At 57.1% G+C, this 24,225-nt stretch carries 15 protein-coding genes; 6 read left to right on the top strand and 9 right to left on the bottom strand.

The features are described 5' to 3' along the window. Positions 1–177: 177 nt before the first annotated feature. The 4 genes from ACZ47E_RS17635 to ACZ47E_RS17620 form a co-directional block, all read right to left on the bottom strand. Positions 178–6,690 (bottom strand): hemagglutinin repeat-containing protein, encoded by a 6,513-nt coding sequence (locus ACZ47E_RS17635; RefSeq protein WP_464017078.1) that lies wholly within the window; start codon positions 6,688–6,690, stop codon positions 178–180. Between the two features lie 36 nt (positions 6,691–6,726). Continuing rightward, on the bottom strand, positions 6,727–7,179 hold the full coding sequence (locus ACZ47E_RS17630; RefSeq protein ID WP_337322387.1) for a hypothetical protein: 453 nt from the start codon (positions 7,177–7,179) through the stop codon (positions 6,727–6,729). Positions 7,180–7,197: 18 nt separating this feature from the next. Next, a complete protein-coding gene (locus ACZ47E_RS17625) occupies positions 7,198–9,108 on the bottom strand; it encodes a ShlB/FhaC/HecB family hemolysin secretion/activation protein (protein WP_464017077.1) in 1,911 nt (636 codons plus the stop codon). Between the two features lie 378 nt (positions 9,109–9,486). Continuing rightward, positions 9,487–10,287: a hypothetical protein gene (locus ACZ47E_RS17620; RefSeq protein WP_464017188.1), complete on the bottom strand. Its 801-nt coding sequence runs from the start codon at positions 10,285–10,287 to the stop codon at positions 9,487–9,489. Positions 10,288–10,427: 140 nt separating this feature from the next. On the opposite strand from ACZ47E_RS17620, the gene ACZ47E_RS17615 reads away from it, so the two are divergent. Further along, the gene (locus tag ACZ47E_RS17615) at positions 10,428–11,495 is read left to right on the top strand and encodes a linear amide C-N hydrolase (RefSeq protein ID WP_337322389.1); all 1,068 of its coding nucleotides are present in this window, start codon (positions 10,428–10,430) and stop codon (positions 11,493–11,495) included. 40 nt (positions 11,496–11,535) lie between these two features. On the opposite strand, the gene ACZ47E_RS17610 is transcribed toward ACZ47E_RS17615, so the two are convergent. Beyond that, positions 11,536–12,063, bottom strand: a complete 528-nt coding sequence (locus tag ACZ47E_RS17610; protein ID WP_044459928.1) for a dihydrofolate reductase family protein — start codon at positions 12,061–12,063, stop codon at positions 11,536–11,538. A gap of 47 nt (positions 12,064–12,110) precedes the next feature. Here ACZ47E_RS17610 and ACZ47E_RS17605 point away from each other — a divergent pair, with 47 nt between their 5' ends. From ACZ47E_RS17605 to ACZ47E_RS17585, 5 genes are all read left to right on the top strand, one after another. Then, complete coding sequence (locus tag ACZ47E_RS17605) at positions 12,111–12,680, top strand: TetR/AcrR family transcriptional regulator (protein WP_337322390.1); 570 nt, start codon at positions 12,111–12,113, stop codon at positions 12,678–12,680. Between the two features lie 172 nt (positions 12,681–12,852). Then, positions 12,853–17,340 (top strand): putative Ig domain-containing protein, encoded by a 4,488-nt coding sequence (locus ACZ47E_RS17600; RefSeq protein ID WP_464017076.1) that lies wholly within the window; start codon positions 12,853–12,855, stop codon positions 17,338–17,340. 190 nt (positions 17,341–17,530) lie between these two features. Next, positions 17,531–18,130 (top strand): superoxide dismutase, encoded by a 600-nt coding sequence (locus ACZ47E_RS17595; RefSeq protein WP_004438975.1) that lies wholly within the window; start codon positions 17,531–17,533, stop codon positions 18,128–18,130. Positions 18,131–18,233: 103 nt separating this feature from the next. Then, positions 18,234–18,569 (top strand): ferredoxin FdxA, encoded by a 336-nt coding sequence (gene fdxA, locus ACZ47E_RS17590; protein ID WP_004438973.1) that lies wholly within the window; start codon positions 18,234–18,236, stop codon positions 18,567–18,569. 11 nt (positions 18,570–18,580) lie between these two features. Next, positions 18,581–19,144 carry a flavin reductase family protein gene (locus tag ACZ47E_RS17585; protein WP_464017075.1) on the top strand — a complete coding sequence of 188 codons (564 nt, stop codon included), beginning with the start codon at positions 18,581–18,583 and terminating at the stop codon, positions 19,142–19,144. A 153-nt stretch (positions 19,145–19,297) separates the two neighbouring features. On the opposite strand, the gene ACZ47E_RS17580 is transcribed toward ACZ47E_RS17585, so the two are convergent. From ACZ47E_RS17580 to ACZ47E_RS17565, 4 genes are all read right to left on the bottom strand, one after another. Continuing rightward, positions 19,298–20,254, bottom strand: a complete 957-nt coding sequence (locus ACZ47E_RS17580; RefSeq protein WP_443429536.1) for a hypothetical protein — start codon at positions 20,252–20,254, stop codon at positions 19,298–19,300. 80 nt (positions 20,255–20,334) lie between these two features. Further along, complete coding sequence (locus ACZ47E_RS17575; protein ID WP_464017074.1) at positions 20,335–22,020, bottom strand: ABC transporter permease; 1,686 nt, start codon at positions 22,018–22,020, stop codon at positions 20,335–20,337. Continuing rightward, the gene (locus tag ACZ47E_RS17570; protein WP_220330944.1) at positions 22,017–23,102 is read right to left on the bottom strand and encodes an ABC transporter ATP-binding protein; all 1,086 of its coding nucleotides are present in this window, start codon (positions 23,100–23,102) and stop codon (positions 22,017–22,019) included. Before ACZ47E_RS17570 ends, ACZ47E_RS17575 begins: the two co-directional genes overlap by 4 nt. Before the next feature lie 110 nt (positions 23,103–23,212). Beyond that, positions 23,213–24,205, bottom strand: a complete 993-nt coding sequence (locus ACZ47E_RS17565) for an ABC transporter substrate-binding protein (protein ID WP_022563748.1) — start codon at positions 24,203–24,205, stop codon at positions 23,213–23,215. Between the last annotated feature and the right edge of the window lie 20 nt (positions 24,206–24,225).

Here is a 24,225-nt window from a genome sequence, read left to right as displayed (position 1 = left end):
TGAACTGATATACTTCGCCGCTTTTTCCTCGTGGTGGGCTCTATACGCCGTATACCTGCCCTTCCAAACTCGAAAGTTAGGAAGCTTCCGTGCCCCAATCGCACCAGCCAAGCTGGCTCACCTATTATGGGTTGGAAGATATTTTTGAGAAGTTCGCCATTCAAAGTCGCAATACCTCTAATTCAAGTCAAACATGTCGACTGCAATTTGCTTTATCTCGTGAAACGAATAGCCTTGTCCCGTAATCTCGTCGTGCAGCCTTCTGCGCTGGTTTGGGCTTAGTCCTAGCATTCGCACTATATCGTCTACCTGCTTGTTTTGGGCCTGATTGTTTCCAGGTGTCCCCCCTTTGCCAACGAAATGTAACTCAGCTTTGGCTATAGCCTTATATGTTTCAAGAGAAATCGAAGCACCAGATGTCGAAAAGAAATACGTGCCTGCGCCACCTATTTCAATCTGACATGTTCCCCCGTGTATTCCACATTGTTCCAACTGAGCCAGAACCTGAGGATCATCCCGATAAGAGGCGATTGCAGTCGCCGATTGGGCATCTGTGGATGACAAATTGCCGTCGGAAGCCATCTTTGCAAAGACACTGCCGATAACTTCGGTGACCGTCTTGCCTGCCTCAATTGCTGCATTCAAGCTGTTGGTGGAGATATAGACCTCGAGATCGACGTGCTTGTCTTTGGTGACTTCATAAGCCTTGTTTGGATCGCGGTTGAGTTCGTCGAGCGGGATGGTAGAAGCACCGTCCTTTTCCAGCACCGCTTGCTGCTCCTGGTCACGAATGACAATATCGCCTGGCCCGACAGTGGCGCGTACCGTCTGGCGAGTGTCGTCGAGCCGGTAGGAACCTTCCAGCGTATGGTTGGTGGTGGCGTTACCGGCTGCGTCCTTTCCACTGGAAAGATCGATACCAAGATCAACACTGAAACCTTCGTAACCCTTCTGGCCTTCAAAGTTGTCGTGGGTCAATGTGCCCGTATCGAGTATGAGGTCACCGGTTGCAGAGATGATCTTTCCGGCACCCAGATGGGTATTGCCGCCGACGGTGACGTGCATCGCTCCATTGGAAACGAGGCCGGACTGCTCAGTGATCCAGTTCGTTTCTCCAGAACCGCTGCCACCGCCAACTTGCACGCCGGACAGAAGCTGGCCTCCGCCGAGGCTGAAGCCGGCCGAGGCGGAGTGGTTGGAGTTTGTACCGGTATCTGGCACGGACAGGATCGTGAGATCACCACCGACATCGGCAGTGACCGTGTCCCCGGAGACCACCGCACCCGCGAGACGCGTATCGTTTCCTGACTTTAGAGTTATGTCACCGGTTCCGCTGACATGACTATTGACCTGATTTGTCCCATCGGCGTTGGAGTTGCCGACGGACGCATTGGCCCCGCCCGTCAATCCGGCGCTGACACCGTTGATGCCGACGCCAGCGGAAACACCGAAGTTTGCACCGCCTGACATGCTGCTCGTCGATGAGCTGTTGGTCGCCTGGGCGCTTTCGAGAATGATATCCTTGCCGGCCTTGAGCGTAATATCACCGGCTTTTTCATTGTTGGAGACCACGATCTGTCCTTCTGAACCGTAACCTGCAGCGATTTGTGCGCCATGGCTCGTCAAATCCCCGGAGACGGCCTCAATCGTTACCGACTGCGCTGCGCGTATCTCGGTCGGAACCGGGACAGAGGATTGCGCGGTTTCCCTTTCTTTCTGGTAGCTGAATCCCACGGTCAGCGACGCCGAGACAAGGTTGCCGCCCTTGGCAATCTTATCAAGCGCATCATAGGCTTTCAGCGAGGCAAAGGCAGCATTGGCGGCAGAATAGCCATCATTGATGGTCGTAAGCTTCTGTGCTGCGCCGCTTACGCTGGTAGCCGCGTTCACCACCGAGGTCGCCACCGACAGACTTACGCCCGCGAAAAACTCCTCATGCAGGCTTTCGTAGTTGGACTTGTCCTGCGCGGAAAGCAGATTGACGTTGCGCTCCGCAAGGATGGCGACATCGCGGTCTGCCGATAGCTGAGCGGCCTGCAGGTTGGCGTCTCGGCCAGCGGATATGATTAGGTCACGACCGGCAAACAGGATGGATCTGGCGTTAGTCTCTGATGACTGACTGGTCCGATCGACCGACTTGCCGTAGCCGATACCGATCGATGCGCTGCCGTTGCCAGATTTCACCTGAATGCCGAAGCCCGAGCGTTTTTCCTTCTCCTGCGATGAGGCACTTTCAGCCCCGGGAGTGATATTGACGTCGCGGGCTGCCTCCAGCGCGATGTCACGGCCGGCCATGATAGAAGAACCGATAACATTGACGTCGTTTTCGCGCGCCGTGAGAGTAACATCGGTCCCGGCAGTCAGCGCGGAGCCGACATTAAGGGTAGACGATTGGCTCTTTTCTTTCTGTTCCTTGCCCCAGAGCGAGAGGAAGCCGCCGCCGGAACCGGCGAACAGGCCGGATTTCTTGCTGCTGCTTTCCAGCGCATGCTGCTCCTCGGCTCCGATGATGGCGACGCTGTCACCCGCGACGCTGATCGCATCGCCTGCCGTTATGTTCGAGCCGGCGATGACAGCGTTGCCGCCAGCATTTAGCTTGATGTTGCCGGATGCGGAAAGCTCGGAGCTGACTGTGGCTTCGTCGTAGTTGTACTGCGTCGAGCTCTTTTTCGAGAGAAAGCCCCTGGATGAGGAGCTCTGCTCGAACTCCGCCGTATTCCTGCCCGACGCGATCAGCAGATCGCCGCCCGCGCTGACATTGATATCGGCTTTGTCGGTCTCGTCGCCGGCAGTCACCTTCGAGGCGGAGACGACGGTATCTCCACCTGAGATGATGGACACGCCCTTCCCACTGCTAACCGATGATCCGACGACGGTCTGCGTTTCCGTGTGGCTCGTCGTCTGTTTGCTTCCGCCGAACAGACCGCCCTTTTTCCTATAGGTGTGATCTATCGTGGTGGTGTCGATGGCCTCAGCGATTGTCACATCGCCGGTCGCTTTCAGACCGACCGTTCCATCGGCAGCAATGTTGCTGCCGATGACGTTGAGGTTGCCACCTGCATTGGCTGAGACCGACCCGCCCGCGGTGATCTCGGAACCCTGGCTGGCGGTTCTCACAACCGTCGTAAAACTCCGCTTGTCGCGCAAAGTGCTGGTCGTCGACCGTTCGGTGACGGAGATATTGATGTCTCCATTCGACGTCAGGCCGAGATTGCCGCCGGCCGTCACCTTCGCATTGGCGAGCAGAATGTTCTCGTTACCCTTCAGCGAGGCATTGCCACCCGCCGTGAAGGTGCCGCCGATTGCCGCGATCGACGAACCAGAAACGCTAAGATCGCCGGTCGATGCCACCATCCCTGATGTTGCAAGCAGGCCGGTATCGATCGTCACCTGATTGCCCGCGATCAGCGCGCCCGCAGAATTCAATCTTTCCCTGTCATTGGCGGCGAGATGTAGTACCGGCGCAAGAACGGTCGTACCGTTCACCGTCTGCCACTCATATACGACGACGGATTCGGTGAGGCTGGCGATCTCCTCGGCCGTAAGCGGTTCGCCGAGCGGGCGCTGCTGCGCTCCCAGATAGGCGGCTCCGTTGTCGAGCAATTGCTTTATCTGAGCGATCGAATCCTGCCCGGTGAAGCCGGAACCCGTCGCCAGTTTGAGCTGCTGCTCAATATATTGGTTCTCGAAATAGGCGTCTCCAAGGAACTGGATCTGCCGGTCCGGCTGGTAGCCGATGCGGCCAAGGAAATAGCTCGATCCGTAGAATTTCGAGACATCGAGGAAGGCGGCACGCGTTTCATAGAGGAACGTCTGACCGGGAATGGTGCCGCCAAAGCCGCCGGACTGCGGGCCTGCAACGGAGCCAATAGTGAACAGCGCACCGCTTGCGGTCATGCCAGCGAGCAATCCGGTCGGATCGCTCGACGGCGCAGGCGCTACTACGCTGACATGATCTGCGATCGTACCTGCTGCGGCGGTATTGTTAACGGTACCAAAACCGGTAATACCCAGCGCTCCGCCAGAGCGGATCGCCGCGGGAACACCGCCGATCGCCTCGACGCTTTCTACACTCCGTCCTGGCCCGATATCCTTTGACGCATCGCGCGTGCCAAAGGGACTGGGACCAGGCATGGCGACCTGCCATGAACCTTCCCAACCACCTGTATCGCCGCTTGTTTTCGATTCCTGCCACTCATAGATGACGTCAGGATAATATTGGCAGCCACCTTGTTGGTTGCAATTGAGCGAAGTGGTACGCTGCAATTGCAAACCGAGATTGTTAAGAGTGCCGGAGCCAACAAGTGTCATGCCGGAGCCGGCTTCAATGTTGCTATAGGCATTGGTAAGATCGACGGTATCGACAAAAAGCGTATTGCCCGCCCTGATTGTCGCTGCGGGGCTACCAGCCGATGTGAGACGGTCTTCAATCACATCACGATAGACATGGCGAATGGGCGCACCAATGACGAACTGCTTGCCAGCAAAAGAGACGGGAGATGAACAATCTCCACATTCGCGTGCATAATAGGTGTCATAAGCCGACACGAGTGCGTTTGAGATTTGCTGGCTCGTATAGGTCGGAGCCACGCTTTTCTCGTTACGCAGATTTGCCGTCAGGATCGAGATATTGCGACTAGCGGAAATTAGACCTGAACTGTTGACCGTAGCAGAATTGCGCGCGCCAGAAGCACTTCCAGCAATTGTGAGGTCACGACCTGCGACAATCGCCCCCTGATCATTAGCCAGCACGCCGCCCACGAAAAGTGCCGCGTCGTTACCGGCATAGATGAGCCCCGTGGCGGTGTTGGTCAGGTTGCCGGCGATATTGAGGGTAAGATCATTGCGAGCAGCCAGCTGACCGGAGTTGGCAAGTTGCGAAAGCGACAGCGTCAGATCATGGGCCGCAAGAATATTGGTGGCGTCATTCGCAGTGAGGCTACCCGCTTGGATCGCGATGTCACCTGACCCCTGAACGGAACGAGCTGTGCTGCTCGCGGTGACAGCATTGAGCCGCGCACCGGTCAGATCTGTCGTTCCAGATGAGGTGAGATCAATGCCACCTGACGTCAGCGTGCTGTTGGTGAGATTGATATTATTGGCATTGATGTAGAGCGTGCCGGATGTGGCAAGTCTGCTCCTATTATTTGAAAGATCGGCATTTTGCTGCCTGATCCTGATGTCGCCCCCTGCTGCCGTGCGTTTATCGAAGCTGATGACACCACCTGTCGAAGACAGCAAAACGTCTCCGTTTGCCTCCAGACTGTCATAGCGGATGTCACTGCCAGCCGAAGCCTGCAAATTCCCTTCTGCAAGCACGAGCCCGGAAATCCCCAGATCAAGGCCGGAGAGCAGAGCCAAATCGCCTTTCGAAAGCAGCGAGCCCGCTGTGATTGCTCCTGAGGCCGCCGTAAGTGAAATCGCCGCGCCAGACTGGGCCGTGCCGCTGATGGCAATGGAGCCAGCCCCCGACCATAGCGAAACAGGTCCGGCAGCCGACGCGTCGGCCAAGGCAATACGCCCGTCTGCCAGAAGGTTGAGTGCGCCACTCGCCCCGAGAGTACCGGCGACATCGATGAAGCCTGCTCCGCCATTGATCAGGATATCCTCTTCTGCACCGATAGAAGCGACCCTGGCGTCCTTCCCCGCCTTGACCGACACTGATTTTTTCGAGGTCAGACGACCGGCCGAAACACTCCCCTTCGAAGAGATGCTGACGCCGTTATTGCCAGAGGTATTGCCGATCGAAATTTTACCGTCTGCCGACAGCGAAAGCTCCCCGGCATTGGCCGCCATGTCGCCGCGCATGCGAACGCCGGCACCTTTTTCCGTGACAACCATCTTGATGCGGCCGGCCTGCATGGCCCCGAGTGCTGAACCATCGATTGCGTATTCAGGTGTTCCGGAGGTGGCATCGAGCGCTGTTGCCTCCCCGGTGGCATAATCGAACTTGCTCTTGCCGGCAGTCAGGCGCAAATCCTCACCGTAGATCGTTCCGTCGATCTGGATGGTACGGGACACGACATCGAACAGACTGACTGCACCATCACCAAGCGCAAAATTCCCACCCCCAGGGCCGAAAGTGACATCCCCTGCGTTGACCGTGAATCCATTGAGACGTCCATCGCTGCCGATGTCAGGCACACCTGTCGTCAGCGTGGCTCGTGGCGTGTTGATGAAACCGCAGCCGTCGCAGGTGATCCCGTTCGGATTGGCAATGATGACATCGGCCCTGCCACCGAACACTTCGGTCGGACCGAGAAGCGAACTGCGGTTTTGCGACGTGACCTCGTTGAGGATGACGGACGCAGGGCCTTTACCTTGCAGATTTGGATTGCCGGGTGTCACGCCACCCAGTTTCGAGGTGCCCACCTCACCATTGAAGTTGTTGAGAATGACCCCCGGTGTGCCGACGTTGAAATTGTTGTATTTGTTGTGCGACAGACCTTGGCTGTTGGGTCCGACGATATCAATGAGCGGCACTCCGTTCGGAGCAGCCCCTATCCCGGGGCGATTTGCAAAAGATCCTCCAACTTCCGGCGATATGTCCTGTGCGTGAAGAAGCGCTGGCTGAAGCAGGAGCGTAAAACTGACAACGGTGGCAATGATTTTTTGAGCCAGCGTCCCGGCACCAGCGAACAACGCGAGGTCGATTGTCTTGCGTGGAAGACGCTTAAACTGTGATGTCATTGTTGCTCGCCTCTCGTGGCAGACGGAATTTGGGGCTTAGCGGTCTTTTCTGCTCGTGTCGGCCGTAGATGGCTTGCTGTCGAGTTTCTTGTAGACATCTGCCAGCTTCGATTGCGGAGCTGGGCATTTTTTGCTTTTGGCGATCTCGGCAAGGACCTGATTGCGGTTACGTAAGGCGTCGATCTCCAGTTTTTCCGGCGATTTCGGGTCCATGAAGAAAAGGGCGGGCCAAAACAGAAGAACACCGGTCGCGCCAAGGACCACGTTCTTACCCTGCGCATCGGATCGTTCTTTCACCGTCGAGAGCACCTGGCGCTCATTGGCCTCGAATTCGCGCTTTATGCCGGCGCAATCGAAAGCGCTGTCGGCCGGGTTGGTCGAGGAGACCGGATTCGCCGCCCGACCACCGCAACCGGAAACGACAATGGCCGTTGCCACCAGCGCGGATACGAAAGGTAATTTGGAGGTGTTAAACGAAGATCTGATCATAATATTCTCTTTTGAAGCCTACCAGCGTGCCGTTACGCTGGCGAAAATGAGATTTCCGCGTCCGCCACTCACGCTGCTGGAAAATGCCTGGGAGTAGCCGAAATCGGCACTGATGTTTCCGCCCACGAGTTTCGCACCAACGGTCCAACTCGCGAGATAGCCGTCGGGAATATCGAAGCGATGCTGCGAGAACACGCGGCCATAATCGAGGCCCAGGTAGGGGCGTAATTCGCCCAGAACGGGCGCCAGACTTGTGCCCTCCCATGGCATTGTCCGCCAAACCAGTTCGTTGCGGCTGAAAAATCCGTTGTTACCGAATATGACGCTTTCCCTCAGGCCGCGTACGTTGCTGTAGCCACCAAGTCCGATCTGTTCTGCGCCAAACATGTTATCGGGCGAATATTGGGCATTGAGGAGCGTAGTTAACTCGAACCGCTGGCCAGCGGCCTCGAACGGCCGCGTTGCGGTGAGAGTTGTGGTAAATTTCAGAAACCGAGGATCGGCCGTGCCGGCTCCGGGCTCGCCGGCCTCCACGGCGTCGAAGAGATCGAGGCCCTTATCAAGGGCAAAATCGAGGGCGATGACGCCACCCAGAATTCTCTGTGAACGCGACAAGCCCAGACTGCCAATCGTGTATCGACGGCTTCCCACCTCAATTCGATTGCCGAGAAGAAAGTTGTCCGTCTGCTTGTAGGTGAGACCGCCTCTGAGGGTCGTGATGGAATCCTTGTCGCGCAGAATGACGCGGTCTATGCCAAATCCAACCTGACCGGAATTGCCCGATGTTTCGATCGGTCCAAAATTGCCGGGGATGGTGCTCTCATATTCGTACCAGGAGCCATTCGTTGAAAAAGTCCAGTAGCCATAAGGTACACTTGTATTGACCGAATAGCTGTTGCTGTGCCCGCGGCCATCGTCGTCCCAAGGGTAGTCCGGGCCGCTACGCCCATAGGAGAACCCCAACTGATCATTGATGCCCAACAGGTCGTCTAAGCCGACGGAAACATTGGTCTGGGAGTAACCGGTACTCTCTTGACCGAGATTGTTGTTGGAAATGCTCGCATACCAGCGCTTGCGCGGCTTGTTCTCGACATTGAGGATAGACGTTCCATCTTCCTTGCCCGGCAACATCGAGGTTTTCGCGTCGTTCGATGACAGGCGATTGATCTGGTCCAGCCCCTGTTCAATATCGCGAATATTGGCCACCTCACCCTTCACGCCGGGAAAAGCCGTCGCGAATGAACCGTTTCTCGCAACAGGGTGGCCGTTAAGGTAGATATTCAAGATCGTGCCTTCGACGACCACCAATCGCAGCAGTTCTGTTCCGGCAATATCCTGTGGAGGAACATAGGCGCGAGACGTCACGAATCCCTTGTCGAGATAGAGGTCGGTGATGGCCTTGAGCAGAGTGGTGATATCCGCAACACCGATGCAGCGATTGTCGTAACGCTGCGTAATTTTTCTGAATTCAGCGGCGGACAGCCGTGTCGCACCTTCGATCTCCACGCGCGAGATATTGAAGCATGGGCCATTGGACTTCGCCTCGCCTCCTGGTGCCCTGTCCGCACGGCTAGTGACGCCACCAGGCGTGACCTGCTTCAGGTTTTCCAGCCGCTGCAACTGTTCTTGTTGTTCTTGCCGCCGGGAAAAATCATCGGCGGGCGACTGTGCACTTGCCTGCCCTGATGCGATCAGGCTCGCAAAAAGCGAAATGGCAAAGGTCCGCTTGAAAGCGTCCGTCGACTTAACGGAGGCATTCCGCTCTGCCCGCACGGCGACCGGGGATGTTGCGAAGATTCGAGTGGCCGGCGCAACTGCGAGATAAAAATCAGGAGGGAGTAGCCATCGGAAACCCGGAATGAAAGCAGCAAGTAGCATATTTGGGAGGCCTGCATTTGAAATGAAGTTTGTCGCGGCAATGCCGCCCATGCTTCACTCTGCAGCTATCCTTGCTGTCGATCCCCTACCGGGTGCATAGACCAGTTCATCTGATCCAAGAAGCGTTAAAGTAGTAACTTTCTTTGCGAAACGATAGTCGCAAGTCATTTGCCCAAGGAACCGCGCACGCTGAAAATTCACGTAATAATCAATCTTGCCAACACCATGGCATGGTTATTATTTTTCATCCGTGAATTTTAAGCGCGATCCGCCAATCTCCATTCGTGCGTTTTCGCGAGTCAAACAACAACCAGAAGTTATTGCAACAAGCGTTGGTGTGCAAGATCGGATGGAAACCAAAGTTAAGGGGAAACTAAAATTGTTTCTCAGATGGGATATGAACGGTGGCGAGACAACGCAATTCAATGGCTAGAACCGATAGGTCAGACCGACCACCGGCCCGCTCAGCCTCGAATCAAAAACGTAACCGTCGTCTGAGTAATCCACGTCGAGCACCTTGTAACCTGCCGATACGGACAATGTGTCCGTGAAGATGTAGTTCACCGTCGCGAGCGCAGACCAGGTGAGATCCGATCCCGCTCCAAAGCCGCCGATATCGACCTGTCCCTGCAAGGAGAGTTTATCCGTGAGGTTGAAAAAGGCGCGCGCGCCGATCACGGGATCAACCCACCCGAAGCTTTCCTTATACGTGGCGGATACGCTGCCGATCAGGGGATGGCTGGCAGTGACCGCCACCGCGTTGGAGATATGCCAGAAGCGGGCTCCCGCCAAGGCGTCGAGGGACAATCCATCTGCATCTACGATCCGGTAACCGGCCTGTAATGTCGCCATGAATTCCTGCGTATCGACGTTCGCATCGATTGCGGCGCCAGCCGGAAGGGTGGGCAAACCCGGGATTTGCAGCGCCGGCAGCGGCCCGGCCGCCTTGCTGTCCGTGGTGTCGACATACATTAGATCGCCGGACAGGACGAAGCGGTCATAACGGCCCCAGATGTTCAAGAACCCGCCGAAGTTGAGATCCTCCATAACATCAGAGAAGGATTTTTCGACATGAAGCGTCGGCGCCCGCCGGAACGGCGAGATATTGCCGTTCAAACCCGTCGCCCACAGATAACCCGTTGCCTGAAACGCCCAATCGGCGCCGTCAACCCTCGCGGGCAGGGAGCCGGGTTGATCCGCGGCTGAGGCCGCGCTTGCAGAAAAAGCCATAAGGGCCGCAAAAACTGATAATTTTAGCAATGCCTTCTCCCCAACTAATCGCCCGTAGCTAAACCTATTTGACTCCCGCCAACAAGTCCGATCTTCTATCATACGCTGTATCTTGTACCGAAAGCACCGGAGACGTTTAAATGCGCCCGAAGACCCTGCCGCTTTTCTCTGCCTTCACCGCCGCCATGGTGTCCATCGCCACGCTCACCACGTCAGTTGCGGAAGCCTGCACGCGTTTCGTTTATTTGGGCGAGAATAATCAGGTAATGACGGCCCGTTCGATGGACTGGAAAACCGATGTGGGGACAAATATCTGGGTTTTCCCCCGCGGCATGGACCGTTCCGGTGAGGCCGGTCCGAACTCCATAAAATGGACCTCGAAATATGGCAGCGTCATTGCATCGGGTTACGACATTTCCACGACGGACGGCGTGAACGAGGCAGGCCTGGCGGCCAACGTTCTCTGGCTCGTTGAGTCGAGTTATCCCGTCTATGACGGTAAATCTCCGGGCTTGTCCATCGCAGCATGGGCGCAATATGTGCTCGACAATTTCGCGACCGTGGAGGAAGCGGTGCGTGCGCTCGAGAAAAACCCGTTCACGATCGTGACTGATAATGTCCCCGGCGAAGAGCGTCTGGCGACACTGCATCTATCGCTCTCCGATGGGAGTGGCGACAGTGCGATCGTTGAATATATCGATGGCAAGCAGGTCATCCATCACGGCCGCCAGTATCAGGTGATGACCAATTCGCCGACTTTCGACCATCAGTTGGCATTGAACGAATACTGGAAGCAGATTGGCGGCACCGTCATGCTGCCGGGCACGAACCGCGCGTCCGACCGTTTCGCCCGCGCATCCTTTTACGCAAACGCAATACCCAAAAGCGAAAACCCGGTCGAAGCCATCGCAAGCGTGTTCAGTGTCATCCGCAACGTCTCCGTTCCTTACGGCATCACGACCCCGGACCAGCCCAACATATCCTCCACCCGCTGGCGCACGGTGATCGATCACAAGCGCAAGCTGTATTTCTTCGAATCTGCGCTGACACCGAATATTTTCTGGATCGACCTGACGAAGCTCGATCTTTCCAAAGAGACGGGTACAGTGAAGAAACTCGACCTCGGCCCCAATCAGATCCATATCTATTCCGGCATGGCGAATGACAGCCTGAAGGAGACTCAACCTTTCAAATTTCTGGGGCTTTGAGTCTCATCCTGGCCGCTGCGGCTCCATGGTCGCCGGAGCGTCATGAAAAGCGGTAATGCAATCTCACACAGCCCTTGTCGATTGCTGTTGCACTTATCAGCGTCGGGCTTGCCCGATAACCGGTCAGAGGAAAGAGCGGCTGCCCGGAGCCGAGCATTTCCGGGATCACATATATTTCGATCTCATCCAGCGCGCCGCGCTCCATGAAGGCCATCTGCAGCCGGCCCCCGCCGAGCATCCAGACATCGCCGTCATCGAGAGCACGCAGTTCCTCGATCAGCGAATCCAGGTCGGCGCGCACTTCCAGCGCGCCTTTCGGCTGCTCGATCGGCCGCGACGTGACGACGATGACACGGTGGCCGTCATAGGCCCAGGGGCTCTGCTCCCCGGCAATGAAATCGTAGGTCGCCCGCCCCATGACCACGGTCCTTATCCCCGTCAGGAACAGGCGATAATCATGCTCGCCGAGGTCCATGTCGTCATACTTGTAGAGCCAGTCGAGAGACCCGTCTCCCGCTACGATCAAGCCGTCCAGACTGGCAGCTATATATCCACGAATGATTGCCACTCCACCCTCCTTGATTTATAAATCAATATTCGTTTATAAATATCCTCATGCCAAGACACAAGCTTGTTTCCGATGAAGAGGTACTTGACGCCCTGCTGCCGCTGATGTTGCAGACAGGGCCTGACGGCCTGACCTTTGCTGCCGCAGCCAAAGCCAGTGGCCTCTCTGCCGCTACGCTGGTACAGCGCTACGGCAACCGCGAAGACCTTGTGGAGTCCGTGCTGATGCGCGCATGGGACAACCTGCTGGCGCAGACGCGGACAGCGGACGAGGAGGAGCCGTTGACCCCACTGGGCGCGATATCCCTGCTGATGCGACTTATGCCGGGCGACGCTGCAGAACAGAACGCCTGTGACGGGCTCCTGCTGCTTAGAGAAGATATCCGCAATCCGAAACTCAGGGCGAAAGGTGCCCTCTGGGGCAAGTTTCTCGCACAATCGCTGGGGCGCCGGGTCTCGAAAGATGAACAATCCGCAGCCAGTCTCGGCTGGCAAATGGCTGCCGTCTGGCAGGGCGCGCACACGTGGTGGGCGTTCACCCGCAGTGAAGATGCGGATTCGGCAATTCGAAGAGCGCTTAAGGACTGGGTGGACATGGTGGAACAGGCTGGGCGGTGAACAGAAATCCTCATCGTTGCACCGACCTTTCGTCATCAGATGGGGCAAAAACGACACGCTATCCGCAAATAACGAGAAGCACCTGTGATTTATTCAAGCAGAGGTTGACTCTCGCCTCCAATCATCTCTAGCAAAGTCTCGCATATTCGCACATTCTAATGCTGGGGGGCATATGGGCAGCGGGCGTAGTTGGTGGAGTGACGTTGCCCGTGGTGCGGCGTCGAGTTTTCACGGGATACTGACGGCGGCTTGGCTTGCTCTGGCGCTCGTTCCCGTTTCGGTAACGGCCAGCCTCGCTCAATCTGTTTCGATGACGGCCACTCCCGACACGTTCACTCGGGTCGGCGACACCGTCCGCTTTGACTTCGTCATTGACACCGGCTCATACAGTTTAACAACGCTAGATCCCGCTAAGACGTCCATCAAGGAAAGGGACATCTCCTGTAACCCATTCAACAGCCCAACAGGAACCGGAGCGCAGCTTTTCTGCACGGCTACTTATCAAGTGGATGCTATGGATGTCATGTCCGGCCAGTTCACGGAACTAGCCTCATTCACCGGTCTCAGACTTGGCGGCATCCCTGTGTCGTTCCAAAGTAATCCGACTGTCGTTCGAGCCGTTGATGGCGGACCAGTCATTATTTCGGTAACATCTTCACCGAATCCTTCAATACCCGGACAAGAAGTTGCCGTGACCGCGACGGTTTCCTCGATGGGCTGCAACGCCGGCCAATCCCCTTCAGGCAGCGTCAATATTTCCATCGGTTCGCAATCTGCAAATCTCGGCCTGTCGCCGACAGGGCCAGTCAGCCCGGCGTCGTCCGCCACATTTCGCACCGCTAGCCTTGCGTCCGGCACCTATCAGGTAAACGCATCCTATTCAGGCGGCGGCGGTTGCAGCACGGGTACAGGCTCCGGCTCAAGCCACACGGTGGACACGAATCCAACGGTGACGATCAATCAGGCCGCCACTCAGGCAGATCCGACCTCTCGCTCTCCAATCCTGTTTGATGTTGTTTTTGACAAGCCGATCGTCGGTTTTTCCGCAGCCGACATTCAGCTTTCCGGCACCGCAGGAGCGACCAATGTCGCGATCACGGGCTCGGGCCCAAGTTACCGGGTTGCGGTAACCGGAATGAGCCGCGCCGGAACCGTCACTGCAGCCATTCCGGCCGGAAGCGTGATGACGCCGGCGGGGCTTCCAAACGAAGCGTCCACAAGTTCAGACAACAGTGTGACCTATGACCCGGTAAGAATTACGCCGGTCACGATTTCAAACCCTGTTTATCAGCAGTCCTATGGGCCGATTACCCTCTCCGCGGGTGGTGGCACCGCGCCACACACTTTTGCGTTATCGGCTGGTTCGCTTCCGCCCGGTCTCTCGCTGACAACCAACGGGGAACTCAGCGGCACCCCTACCCGAAGCGGCAATTTCCCATTTACGGTGACCGCAACGGATTCCACGGGCGGTACAGGCTCGCAATCCTATACGCTGGCGATCGCCGCTCCCGTCATCGAAATCAATCCGACCAGTCTTCCCGCGGCAACCTACGATACCGCCTACAGCCAGACACTGACGGCCTCGGGTGGCGCTCTCCCCCTAGTCCTTTCAGTAACCACGGGGACTCTCCCGTATGGCTTGACACTGTCGTCCGCTGGCGTGCTCTCCGGTACGCCGTTAGCAGCAGAGAATACGGCCTTCACCATTACCGCAACGGATGCAAATGGCGAAACAGGTAGCCGGGCCTATTCCATCAACGTCGCCCCCACCGTTCCCGATGCCCCGACAGGCATCTCTGCGACCGCTGGCGATACGCAGGCATCGGTATCGTTCCAGCCTCCGCAGAAAACCGGCGGCACCTCTATTTCGTCCTACATAGTCACCGCAAGCCCGGCGGACGTCATGCCCGTAACGGGACAGAGCAGTCCAATCATTGTTAACGGCCTGACAAACGGCCAAAGCTACACGTTTACGGTGACAGCCGAAAACAGTGTGGGGGCCGGCTCTCCCTCGGCGTCATCAAACAGCGTTACGCCGCGTGCAGCCCAGACAATAACGTTCACCAATCCCGGCACGCAGACATTCGGTACAACGCCCACTCTGACAGCGACAAGCGATTCCGGCCTGACGCCTGTCTTCACATCCAGCACCACAGCCGTCTGCACGGTTACAACGACCGGCATCTTGGCATTTGTATCGACCGGCACGTGCACGATCAACGCGGATCAGCCAGGTAACGACGATTACCTCGCCGCAACGCAGGTCACGCGTAGTTTCACGGTCAACCCAGCGGCGCCCATTGCAAACGATGTTTCGGTCACGATCCTGCCGGATTCGTCCAACAACGTTCTTCCCCTTGACATAACGGGCGGCGCAGCGACCACGGTTAATGTTGCGACTGCACCGGCGCATGGAACGGCGACCGCAACTGGAACCACGATCAGCTACACGCCGGCGCCGGGCTATACCGGCCACGACAGCTTTACCTACACTGCGACCAATGTCAGCGGTCCGTCGGCACCGGCGACGGTCAACATCAATGTGACTGCAACGACGCTGGTTTTCTCGCCCGCTCCCGGACGACTGGCCGATGCTTTTACTGCAGTACCTTACGCGGCCATCATCTCGGTTTCAGGTGGACGTGCACCCTATCAGTACGCAGTCGGCGGCACGCTTCCGAGCGGCTTGAGCTTGAATGCAGCAACGGGCGAAATCGCTGGCGTGCCGACGGCGGAGGGCGTCGCAAGCTTCAGTGTCACGGTGCGAGACGCAGATGATGTAGTAGCGTCGGCGATTTACAACATCGCCGTGCTGGCGCAGGCCCCGGTCGCAACCGACAGCGCAGTGACCGTGGCTGCTGACAGTACCGGTAACTCTGTCCCGCTAAACCTTTCCGGAGGCCGGGTCGACACGCTGGTCCTCGTCGCTGGCCCGTCACACGGCACGGCAACGGTGGCCGGAACCAGTGTCACCTACAGTCCCGCAAGCGGCTACTCCGGTACCGACAGCATCACCTATACCGTCAGCAATTCGTCGGGCAGTTCCACCGCCACCATTACCTTGACGGTAACGCCACCTCCCGGCGCGCTTTCACTCTCGCCCGCCGGCGGTGCACTGAAAGATGCGATGGCGGGTGAAGCCTACAGCCAGACCATAACTGGCTCTGGCGGCACCGCGCCGCTCATCTACGGTCTCACAGGCGGAACGTTGCCACGTGGAATGGTGCTCAACGTGTCGACAGGCGAACTGACCGGGCCGCTCGAAACCGAGACAGAAGGGGATTACACCTTTACCATCCAGGTGCGGGATGCGCGCGGAAGCACGCTTTCTGTTGGCTATACGCTGAAGGTGACCCCACGTGAAGTGAGTGTCGAAGATCAGCTGATCGAGGTGAAAGACGGGGCACCGAAAAATGTCAATCTCACCGCAAAAGCCACGGGAGGCCCATTCACGGGCGCCGATCTGACGTACGTGACTCCACAAGGTGCCGGGCAGGCGTCTATCGTATATGGCGAGTTCGCGCAGGCTGGCCCGGTCCAGTCGACGGGGTTATACCTGAAATTCGTACCGAACCCTGCGTTTAAGGGCGCCGCGAGGGTCGGCTTCCGTTTGAAAACCGCAACAGGAGTGTCAAACGAGGCGACAATCACGTACGATATCAAGACATATAACGAGGATGCGGTCGAACGAGAGATAGACCGCCTCGTGCACGGTTTCGTCAGCACAAGACAGAATCTTCTTGCTTCAACCATCAAGGTTCCGGGCCTTCTGGAACGCCGGCAGATGGCCAGTGCAACGGAGGCCGTGACCTCCCGCGCAACACCGTCCGGTGAAGGGATGGTCCTCGTCTTTTCCACCAGCCTCGCCCAGATTGAAGCTGCCCGCGAAAGGTCCGATGGAGTGACGGAGAGCGAACTGCCAGCCTTCAACATCTGGCTGGACGGTACGTTTCTCGTTCACAATCGTGATGAATCGGGTAGCAAATGGGGCAGTTTCGCCATGGTCTCGGCCGGCGTGGACTATCTGCTTTCCGACAAAGCTCTGCTGGGCTTCTCGTTTCACTTCGACCGGATGACCGACCCCACCGACGGTGACAATGAACTGACCGGCAACGGCTGGCTCCTAGGCCCGAACGCATCGCTCGAAATCGCTAAGGGAATTTTCTGGAGCAGTAGCCTTCTTTATGGAGGGTCCGCAAATGACATCGATACGCCCTTCTGGGACGGGTCGTTCGATACCACACGCTGGCTGTTCGACACGTCGATTTCCGGTCGATGGGATATTGATGACGTTACGACTTTCACGCCGAAACTTCGTGGCGTCTATTTTTCCGAGACAGTTGACGATTACGCCGTGGGGAATGATGCCGGCGACAGGATAGACTTGGAAGGTTTCCGCGAAGAACAGCTCCGCGTTAGCCTCGGCGCGGAGGTGGCCCGTCAGATTGCGCTTGAGAACGGCTCGATCGTCACACCGAGATTCGGGGGTACTGTCGGCGTCTCAAGTCTTGACGGATCTGGCGCATTTGGCTCCCTCGCGACGGGTGTTTCCATGGAGACGGCGGAAAACTGGTCGCTTGATGCAGCACTCCTTTTCAACATCGAGGGCGATGGGGAAACCTCGGCAGGCGCGAAACTCGGCGTCAGCAAGAAATTCTAGGCGCAAAGGCAAGTAAACCGAAGCGCCGTCCCGTTGGCTGGCCTGCCTCACCACCGCGGCGGCACGCCGTTGGCATGACATCAAAAAACCACTTGACCTCAACCGCGATAGAGGTCCTAGAAGTACTGTCACCTTGATTTCGCAAGGCTCTTTCACGCTCTTGAGCGAACAGTTGACAAAGGAATACCCCATGGCTTTCCAGCTTCCCGACCTGCCCTATGCCCATGATGCGCTCGCCCCCTCGGGGATGTCCGAGGAGACGCTGAAGTTCCATCATGATCTTCATCACAAAGCCTATGTCGACAATCTCAACAAGGCGATATCAGGGACCGAGTGGGAAAACAGGAACCTCGAAGAGATCGTCCGAGGCACCTATGAGAAGGGTGCGGTGGCACAATCCGGCATATTCAACAACGCCTCCCAGCACTGGAACCACACTCTCTTCTGGGAAATCATGGGGCCTGAGCATCATGCGATGCCCAAGGTGCTGGAAGAGGCGCTGACACAGTCCTTCGGCTCGGTAGCATTGTTCAAGCAGAATTTCGCCCTTGCCGGCGCTTCCCAGTTCGGCTCCGGCTGGGCGTGGCTGGTGGTTGATACCGATGGTTCTCTGCAAATTACCCGCACTGAAAACGGGGTCAATCCGCTGTGCTCCGGACAGAAGGCGCTTCTTGGCTGCGATGTGTGGGAACACAGCTATTACATCGATTTCCGCAACAAGCGCCCGGCCTATATCGAGAACTTCCTCGATAATCTGGTGAACTGGCAGGCGGTCGCCGGTCGTCTCTGACCTGATTGAACCAATCTGGCCGGCGCCGCTACCTCGTGCGGCCTGTCGGCTCAGGCGCAGCCGGACAGCCGCCGTCCGGCTGCCATTCCGTTCGAGCACCCAGATGCCCTATGTCGTCACCGAAAACTGCATCGCCTGCAAATATATGGACTGTGTGGACGTCTGCCCGGTCGAATGTTTTTATGAAGGCGAGAACATGCTCGTCATCCATCCCGATCAATGTATCGACTGTGGCATTTGCGAGCGAGAGTGCCCCGCCGCAGCGATCAGGCCAGATACGGAGCCGGGACTGCACGTCTGGCTCGACCTTAACCGCCACTATTCCGGCATCTGGCCGCGCGTGCATCAAAAGAGAGCGCCGCCAGACAATGCCGATATCATGAATGGCGCGGCGGCCAAGTTTTCCATTTTTTCGAAAAATCCGGGAGCGGGCGGTTAGCCCGGCGTCGCATGTCTCATAATCTCAAGCTTATCGATGGCGGTGCGGTCAATCACGCGCATGTTCCGCTTAGAGCCTTTGCTAGGCCGGCCGTCTCACCACGTGAGTTCAAGGACGCGATGAGCGCCCTCGCCTTCATCGTCGCGGTGGCCTCATCCGCCCATGGGGATGAGCGGATCGGACGCACGATCACCTCCTTCATGCCGCTCAGCGCGGAGCCACCGCTTCTGATGATCTCCATCGACGCCAGCAGCCGTATGGTCGACCTCATAGCCGCAAGCCGGCGGTTTTCTGTCGCCGCGCTGTCCAGGGGCCAGGAAGAGATCGCCGACGTTTTCGCGGGGAAGGGAAACCTGCCGGATCGGTTTTCGATTGGCCAGTGGGATTCCTGGCCTTCAGGAAGCCCTCGGCTTGCCGGGGCGCTGCTCTCCCTTGATTGCGAGCTCGTCGGCTCCGTTGATGCCGCCGACCACATCCTGTTCGTTGGCGCCATCACCGAATCGATCCCGGATCCCTCACGCAAAGCCCTGCTTTGGAGCGATCGCTCCTATACCGGCAGAGAGACGAGGGGCTAGCGATCCAGGGTTCCCCCCGACGACCTCAGATACACAGCGTCTTCAGTCGGCTTTAACACTCCCACAAAGTGGCGAGAGCCTGGCAGTCAATCATGGGATTTTGCAGCCTGGTAGAACACAGCCAGCGACCCCATACCTGCCGCAGCAGGTTTATTACCGAGCCTTTAGGCATATCACCGTCCTGTCGTCACTGAATTCGCCCGTTGTGGACCCCTTCACCGACGGGTAGTCGGTGAGCTTGTGAAAATCTGCTGCCTCGACGCGGGCAAATTCCGCTTCCCAGTCTGCGACGTCGATGCCGCTTGGCAATGACAGATAACCATCAGAGAAAATTTCGAGGCTTGTGACCTTGTCCTTGGCAAGGGATAGATCGACCAAGCCCTCCCCTATCACCCGCCCACCGTTGATCGACGCGTAACCGAGAACGTGGCCCTGCCTGTTTGCATAATGTGGCTGGACACGAATGCCGCCCATCAGAAACTCTTCGACCGCTTCCATATCGTTTTGAAGGCCGCTTGCGACAGCCGCGGCGGCGACGACTTTTTCGGCTTCCGGCATCGTCATAATGCCAGCTTTGACAGCAGCGTGAAGGCCGGAAAATATGGTGGCGCGGGTTTTTGCCTCAGCAGCATCGCCGTCCCCAAGTGCCGCCAGGAGCGCTTTGAAAACATGAATTCGCGCCGACGTGCTGACCTTGTCTATTAGCTTGGCGTGCTGCAGGAGGCGGGTACCGTTGATACGCACACCAGAATCCCCGGCCAGAAGCAGGCGAAAACTGTCACCCAGATCTGCGACAATCGCGAGCGTTGTGGATGGCGGATGGCTTGCATTGATGCGCTTCGCCTCGCATTTCAGGATGTCGCTGATACTTTGAAACAGAGCTGCCGCCTCACAGCTTTGCAAGGTGCCCTTTATGCTCATCTCGGCGACCGCTTTTGCTGCGGCAAGTGCGGCGATACGGCCGGAACTCAGCCCGTCGTAACTTGCTCCGGTCGGATCGGTCGCACCGTCGAAAACAGCCAGAACCCGGCCGGGAAGAAGAACTGCCACATCGTCCCCCGGCGTTGCGGCGTTCTTGTATTTCGATTGCGAAAAGCTCGCGATATTCATTTTGTTGATTTCCTTGCAGAGGGAAGCGGACGGCGACACGTCGGTCACCGCAGCTATTATCTTTACTGGGGTGTAAGAGGTCAGACGAAGGAAGCTTCCTTGTCTTCCGAAAGGCGAAAGACGACGAAGACACAGATCCCGGTGCTAACCAATAGTACGGTCGAAAGCGCGGCCGCAGTCCCGAATTCACCGTCGATTACCTGGATGTAGATCAGGACCGGCATGGTAATCGTGCGCGCCGTATAAAGGATCAGCGTCGAGGAAAGTTCGTTGATGGCGGTGATGAAGCTCATCAGCGAACCGATGATGAGGCCTGGCAACATCAATGGCACCGTCACCGACAGGAATGTCTTTGCGGGTGAAGCTCCAAGATTAACCGCCGCCTCCTCGATCGATGGCTTGATCTGCCTGAGGATCGATGTCGTGGATCGGACGCCATAGGGCAGCCGGCGTATGAACACCAGAAGAATGATGATGAGCGCCGTCCCGGTGATATCGAAAGGAGGATATCGGAACGTCGTGACGTAACCGATCGCCATAACGACGCCCGGAATGAGATACGGCACCATCAACAACAGATCGAGCGAGCCGGAAACGGCATTATCGCGCCTAACGACGATAAAGGACAGGAGTCCGGAGACGACCGCGATAAGCACCACTGCGGCCAGTGCGAAGGTAAAGCTGTTGGCGATGGCCTGAGGGGAATCCCTCAAGATGCGAGCATAGCTGTCCAACCCGAAGCCACCGGAAAAGACGGGGCCGTTCGTCGCCAGGAAAGATGTATAGATAACCGTTAGAGAAGGTAGCATGGCAATGAACACTACCAGATAGCAGAAACCGTGAACGATGAATGACCTCAGCGGGCGCATCGACTGCTTAACGGGTCGGTTGGTCAGGGAGCTGGCGTAACGGCGCTTGGCGAGAATGTGCCGTTGGAGAAGAAGCGCTGCCATGGAAATCCCGATCATTACCATTGAAATCGTGACGGCCATGGTCGGCGTGCCCGCCATTTCGGAGGTATATTGCGCATAAGCAATCGTCGACAGCGTCCTGATGCCCTTGCCGAGAATGGCGGGTGTTCCGAAGTCGGCGATGGAAAGCACGAAGCAGATGATCGCACCTGTGCTGACTGCTGGAAAAACAAGGGGCAAGGTGATTTTGCGGAAACGCTCAAACGCCGTGCAGCCGAGGTTTTCCGCCGCATCCTCATAAGATTTGTTGATGGTGTTCAGGGCATTTTCCGTCATCAGGAAGATATAGGGGAAGAACTTCAGGCTGAAGACCATGACGATGCCGGGTATTCCATAAATCGTTGGCAATGAGATGCCGGCAAAAGACAAAAGGTTGGTAACCGCACCGTTGGCACCGAACAGCATGATCCAGGCATAAGCACCGATGAAAGGCGGTGCGCAGAGAACAAGAACTGCAAAGGTCGCGATGAATGTGCGTCCCTTGATGCGATAACGCGACGTGCAAAATGCAAGCGGGATCCCAAGGAGACAGGCACCGAGCATGCCCAGGACGCCGATCAGCAATGTGTTCCAGAGGGCCACGGTGTAAAACCGGCGCGTGAACACCTCCGCGTAGTTGCTGAGCCCGAACGCACCGGTCTTCGCATCAAAAAAGCTGATGAAAAACACACTGAATATCGGAAGGATCAGGAAAACTGCCAGCAAGATCACGGCAAGCGCCGTGACACTTGTCCAGAAACCCGGCAGCCGCAGGCGAAAACCTCCAGGCGTTGAAGTGGCGGTCATATCCGTCATGACAAGCGCTCCCCCGTCACACCTTCACCGAAAAGCTGAGTATCGGCCGCCCGCCAGGAAAAGGTTGTCTTCTGGTTCGGCTCGAGGGCGATGATCTCTGGTGACGGCTTGGTGATTGCCTCGATCTCTTCACCCGAGGAGAGTACGGCTGCCACGTTCATTTCACGTCCGGTGAAACTGACCTGACGGATGGTCACGGGCAGGTCGATGCAGTCTTGAGCAGAGATCGCGGAAAGACCCACTGAAATCGCCTCGGGGCGGATCGCTGCGACGACCTTCCGTTCCGGTGAAATCGCATCCGCTTGCGGCAGTGCAACCTTGTGGCCTGACAGGAATGTCTGCCCGCCCGTGCGATCGAGCGCCAGGAAGTTATTGGCTCCAACGAAAGACGCGACGAAACGGTTAGAGGGATTTTTGTAGACTTCCCAGGGTGGCGCAGCCTGCTGAATTACTCCCCCATACATGACGCAAACCAGATCGGACATGGCGAGCGCCTCTTCCTGATCATGGGTAACATAGACCGTCGTGATGTTCATGGCCTGCTGGATTTCACGCAGTTCCCGCCGCAGGTCCACGCGCAGTTTGGCGTCGAGGTTGGATAGCGGCTCGTCCATCAAAAGCACTTTGGGATTAATGACCAGTGCGCGCGCAAGGCCCACACGCTGCTGCTGGCCGCCGGAAAGCTCGTGCGGCATGCGCTTGGCGTACGGAGCAAGCTGCACGATATCGAGGATCTTGGCGACTCGTTCGCGGATTTCAGCGGACGATGCCTTACGTTGCTTCAGACCGAAGGCAATATTATCGAACACGGAAATATGCGGAAAAACTGCGTAATCCTGAAATACCATACCGACATCACGCTTATGGGCGGGCACATGCTCAATCGCCTGTCTTTCGATGCTAATGCTGCCACTGTCCTGTTGGTGAAACCCGGCGATCGTGCGCAAAAGGGTGGTCTTTCCACAACCGCTCGGGCCAAGCAGCGTGAAAAATGATCCCGAAGGAATTGAGATGCTGATGTCGGAGAGTGCAACGACATCCCGATAGCTTTTCTTGATGCTGTTAATCTCAACGGCGGCCATGTGCTGCTCCAAGAATATCCTGCGCGGCGCGCGACCACGATGGACGGAATGAAAATGTGGATGTGAACGCGTAGAGGGGGGGACGGCGCGTGATGCGCCGCCCTATGCTCTTACTGGACGTCGAGAAGTATCTCGTTCCATTTTTCCATCAGGCGCGAGCGGTTGTCGGCAGCCCACTTGAAATCGTATTTCGCATCAGGAACATCCGAGAGCGGAACAAGTGCCGCGTTTGCCGGAACATCGGTTCGTACCGAGCGACGGCCGGCTTTCACCACGACTTCCTGCGCTTCCTTGGACACGATGAAATCGATGAAAGCCTTGCCGTTCTCGGCGTTCGGCGCACCCTTGACGAGCGCCATGCCATCGGGCGCTATTGCCGTGCCTTCTTGTGGGTAGACAATCTCGACCGGAGCGCTGCCTAGCTTGTAACGCAGAGCGGCATCTTCGAGCGTAATGCCTACGGCCTGCTCGCCATCATTGACAAAACGTGGAACGGCGCCGGAAGAGGTGGATAGGACAGAGTTACCAAGGATGCCGGTGTAGATCTCCCAGCCCTTCTCCTCACTGTCGAAGTCCTGCAAGACAGTTGCCATCTGGATATATGCTGAACCAGATTGATCAGCGCGGGCCGAGGAAATCAGGCCCTTATATTCAGGCTTGGCGAGATCGGCCCAGGATGTCGGAACCGGCGCGCCCTTCAAAGCCTCTTTGTTGACAATGAAGGCTGTCACGACAGCTGTGAAAGGCACCCAGTTCGCACTCGGCGAAAAAGCTGTGTTGATCGCGGCCGCTTCGACAGGCTTGTAAGGCTCGAAAAGATCAGCGGAGAAGTCGATGACGGTGCCGTCAACGCTCCAGATCACGTCGCCCGCCGCCTTGCCGCTTTCTGCCTTAATGCGGTTCATCAGCTCGCCGGATCCAGCTTTAACAAGCTCCACCTTGGTGCCGGTCTTCTTTTCAAACATTGGCAACAACTCGTCCATGAGCTGCTGCGGCGCTGCCGAATACACCACGACAGTGCCTTGTGCGTGGGCAAGTGCGGCGCTTGCTAGGAATGCTGCGCCAGCAAAAAGGCGCGCGAAAATAGTGCATGATTGACGCATGAGGATCTCCGTTTTTTGTT

Source organism: Agrobacterium sp. 5Ca39, from assembly GCF_055382365.1.
Note: the sequence above shows the minus strand (reverse complement) of the source record. Positions and strands in the feature narration are given on the sequence as shown.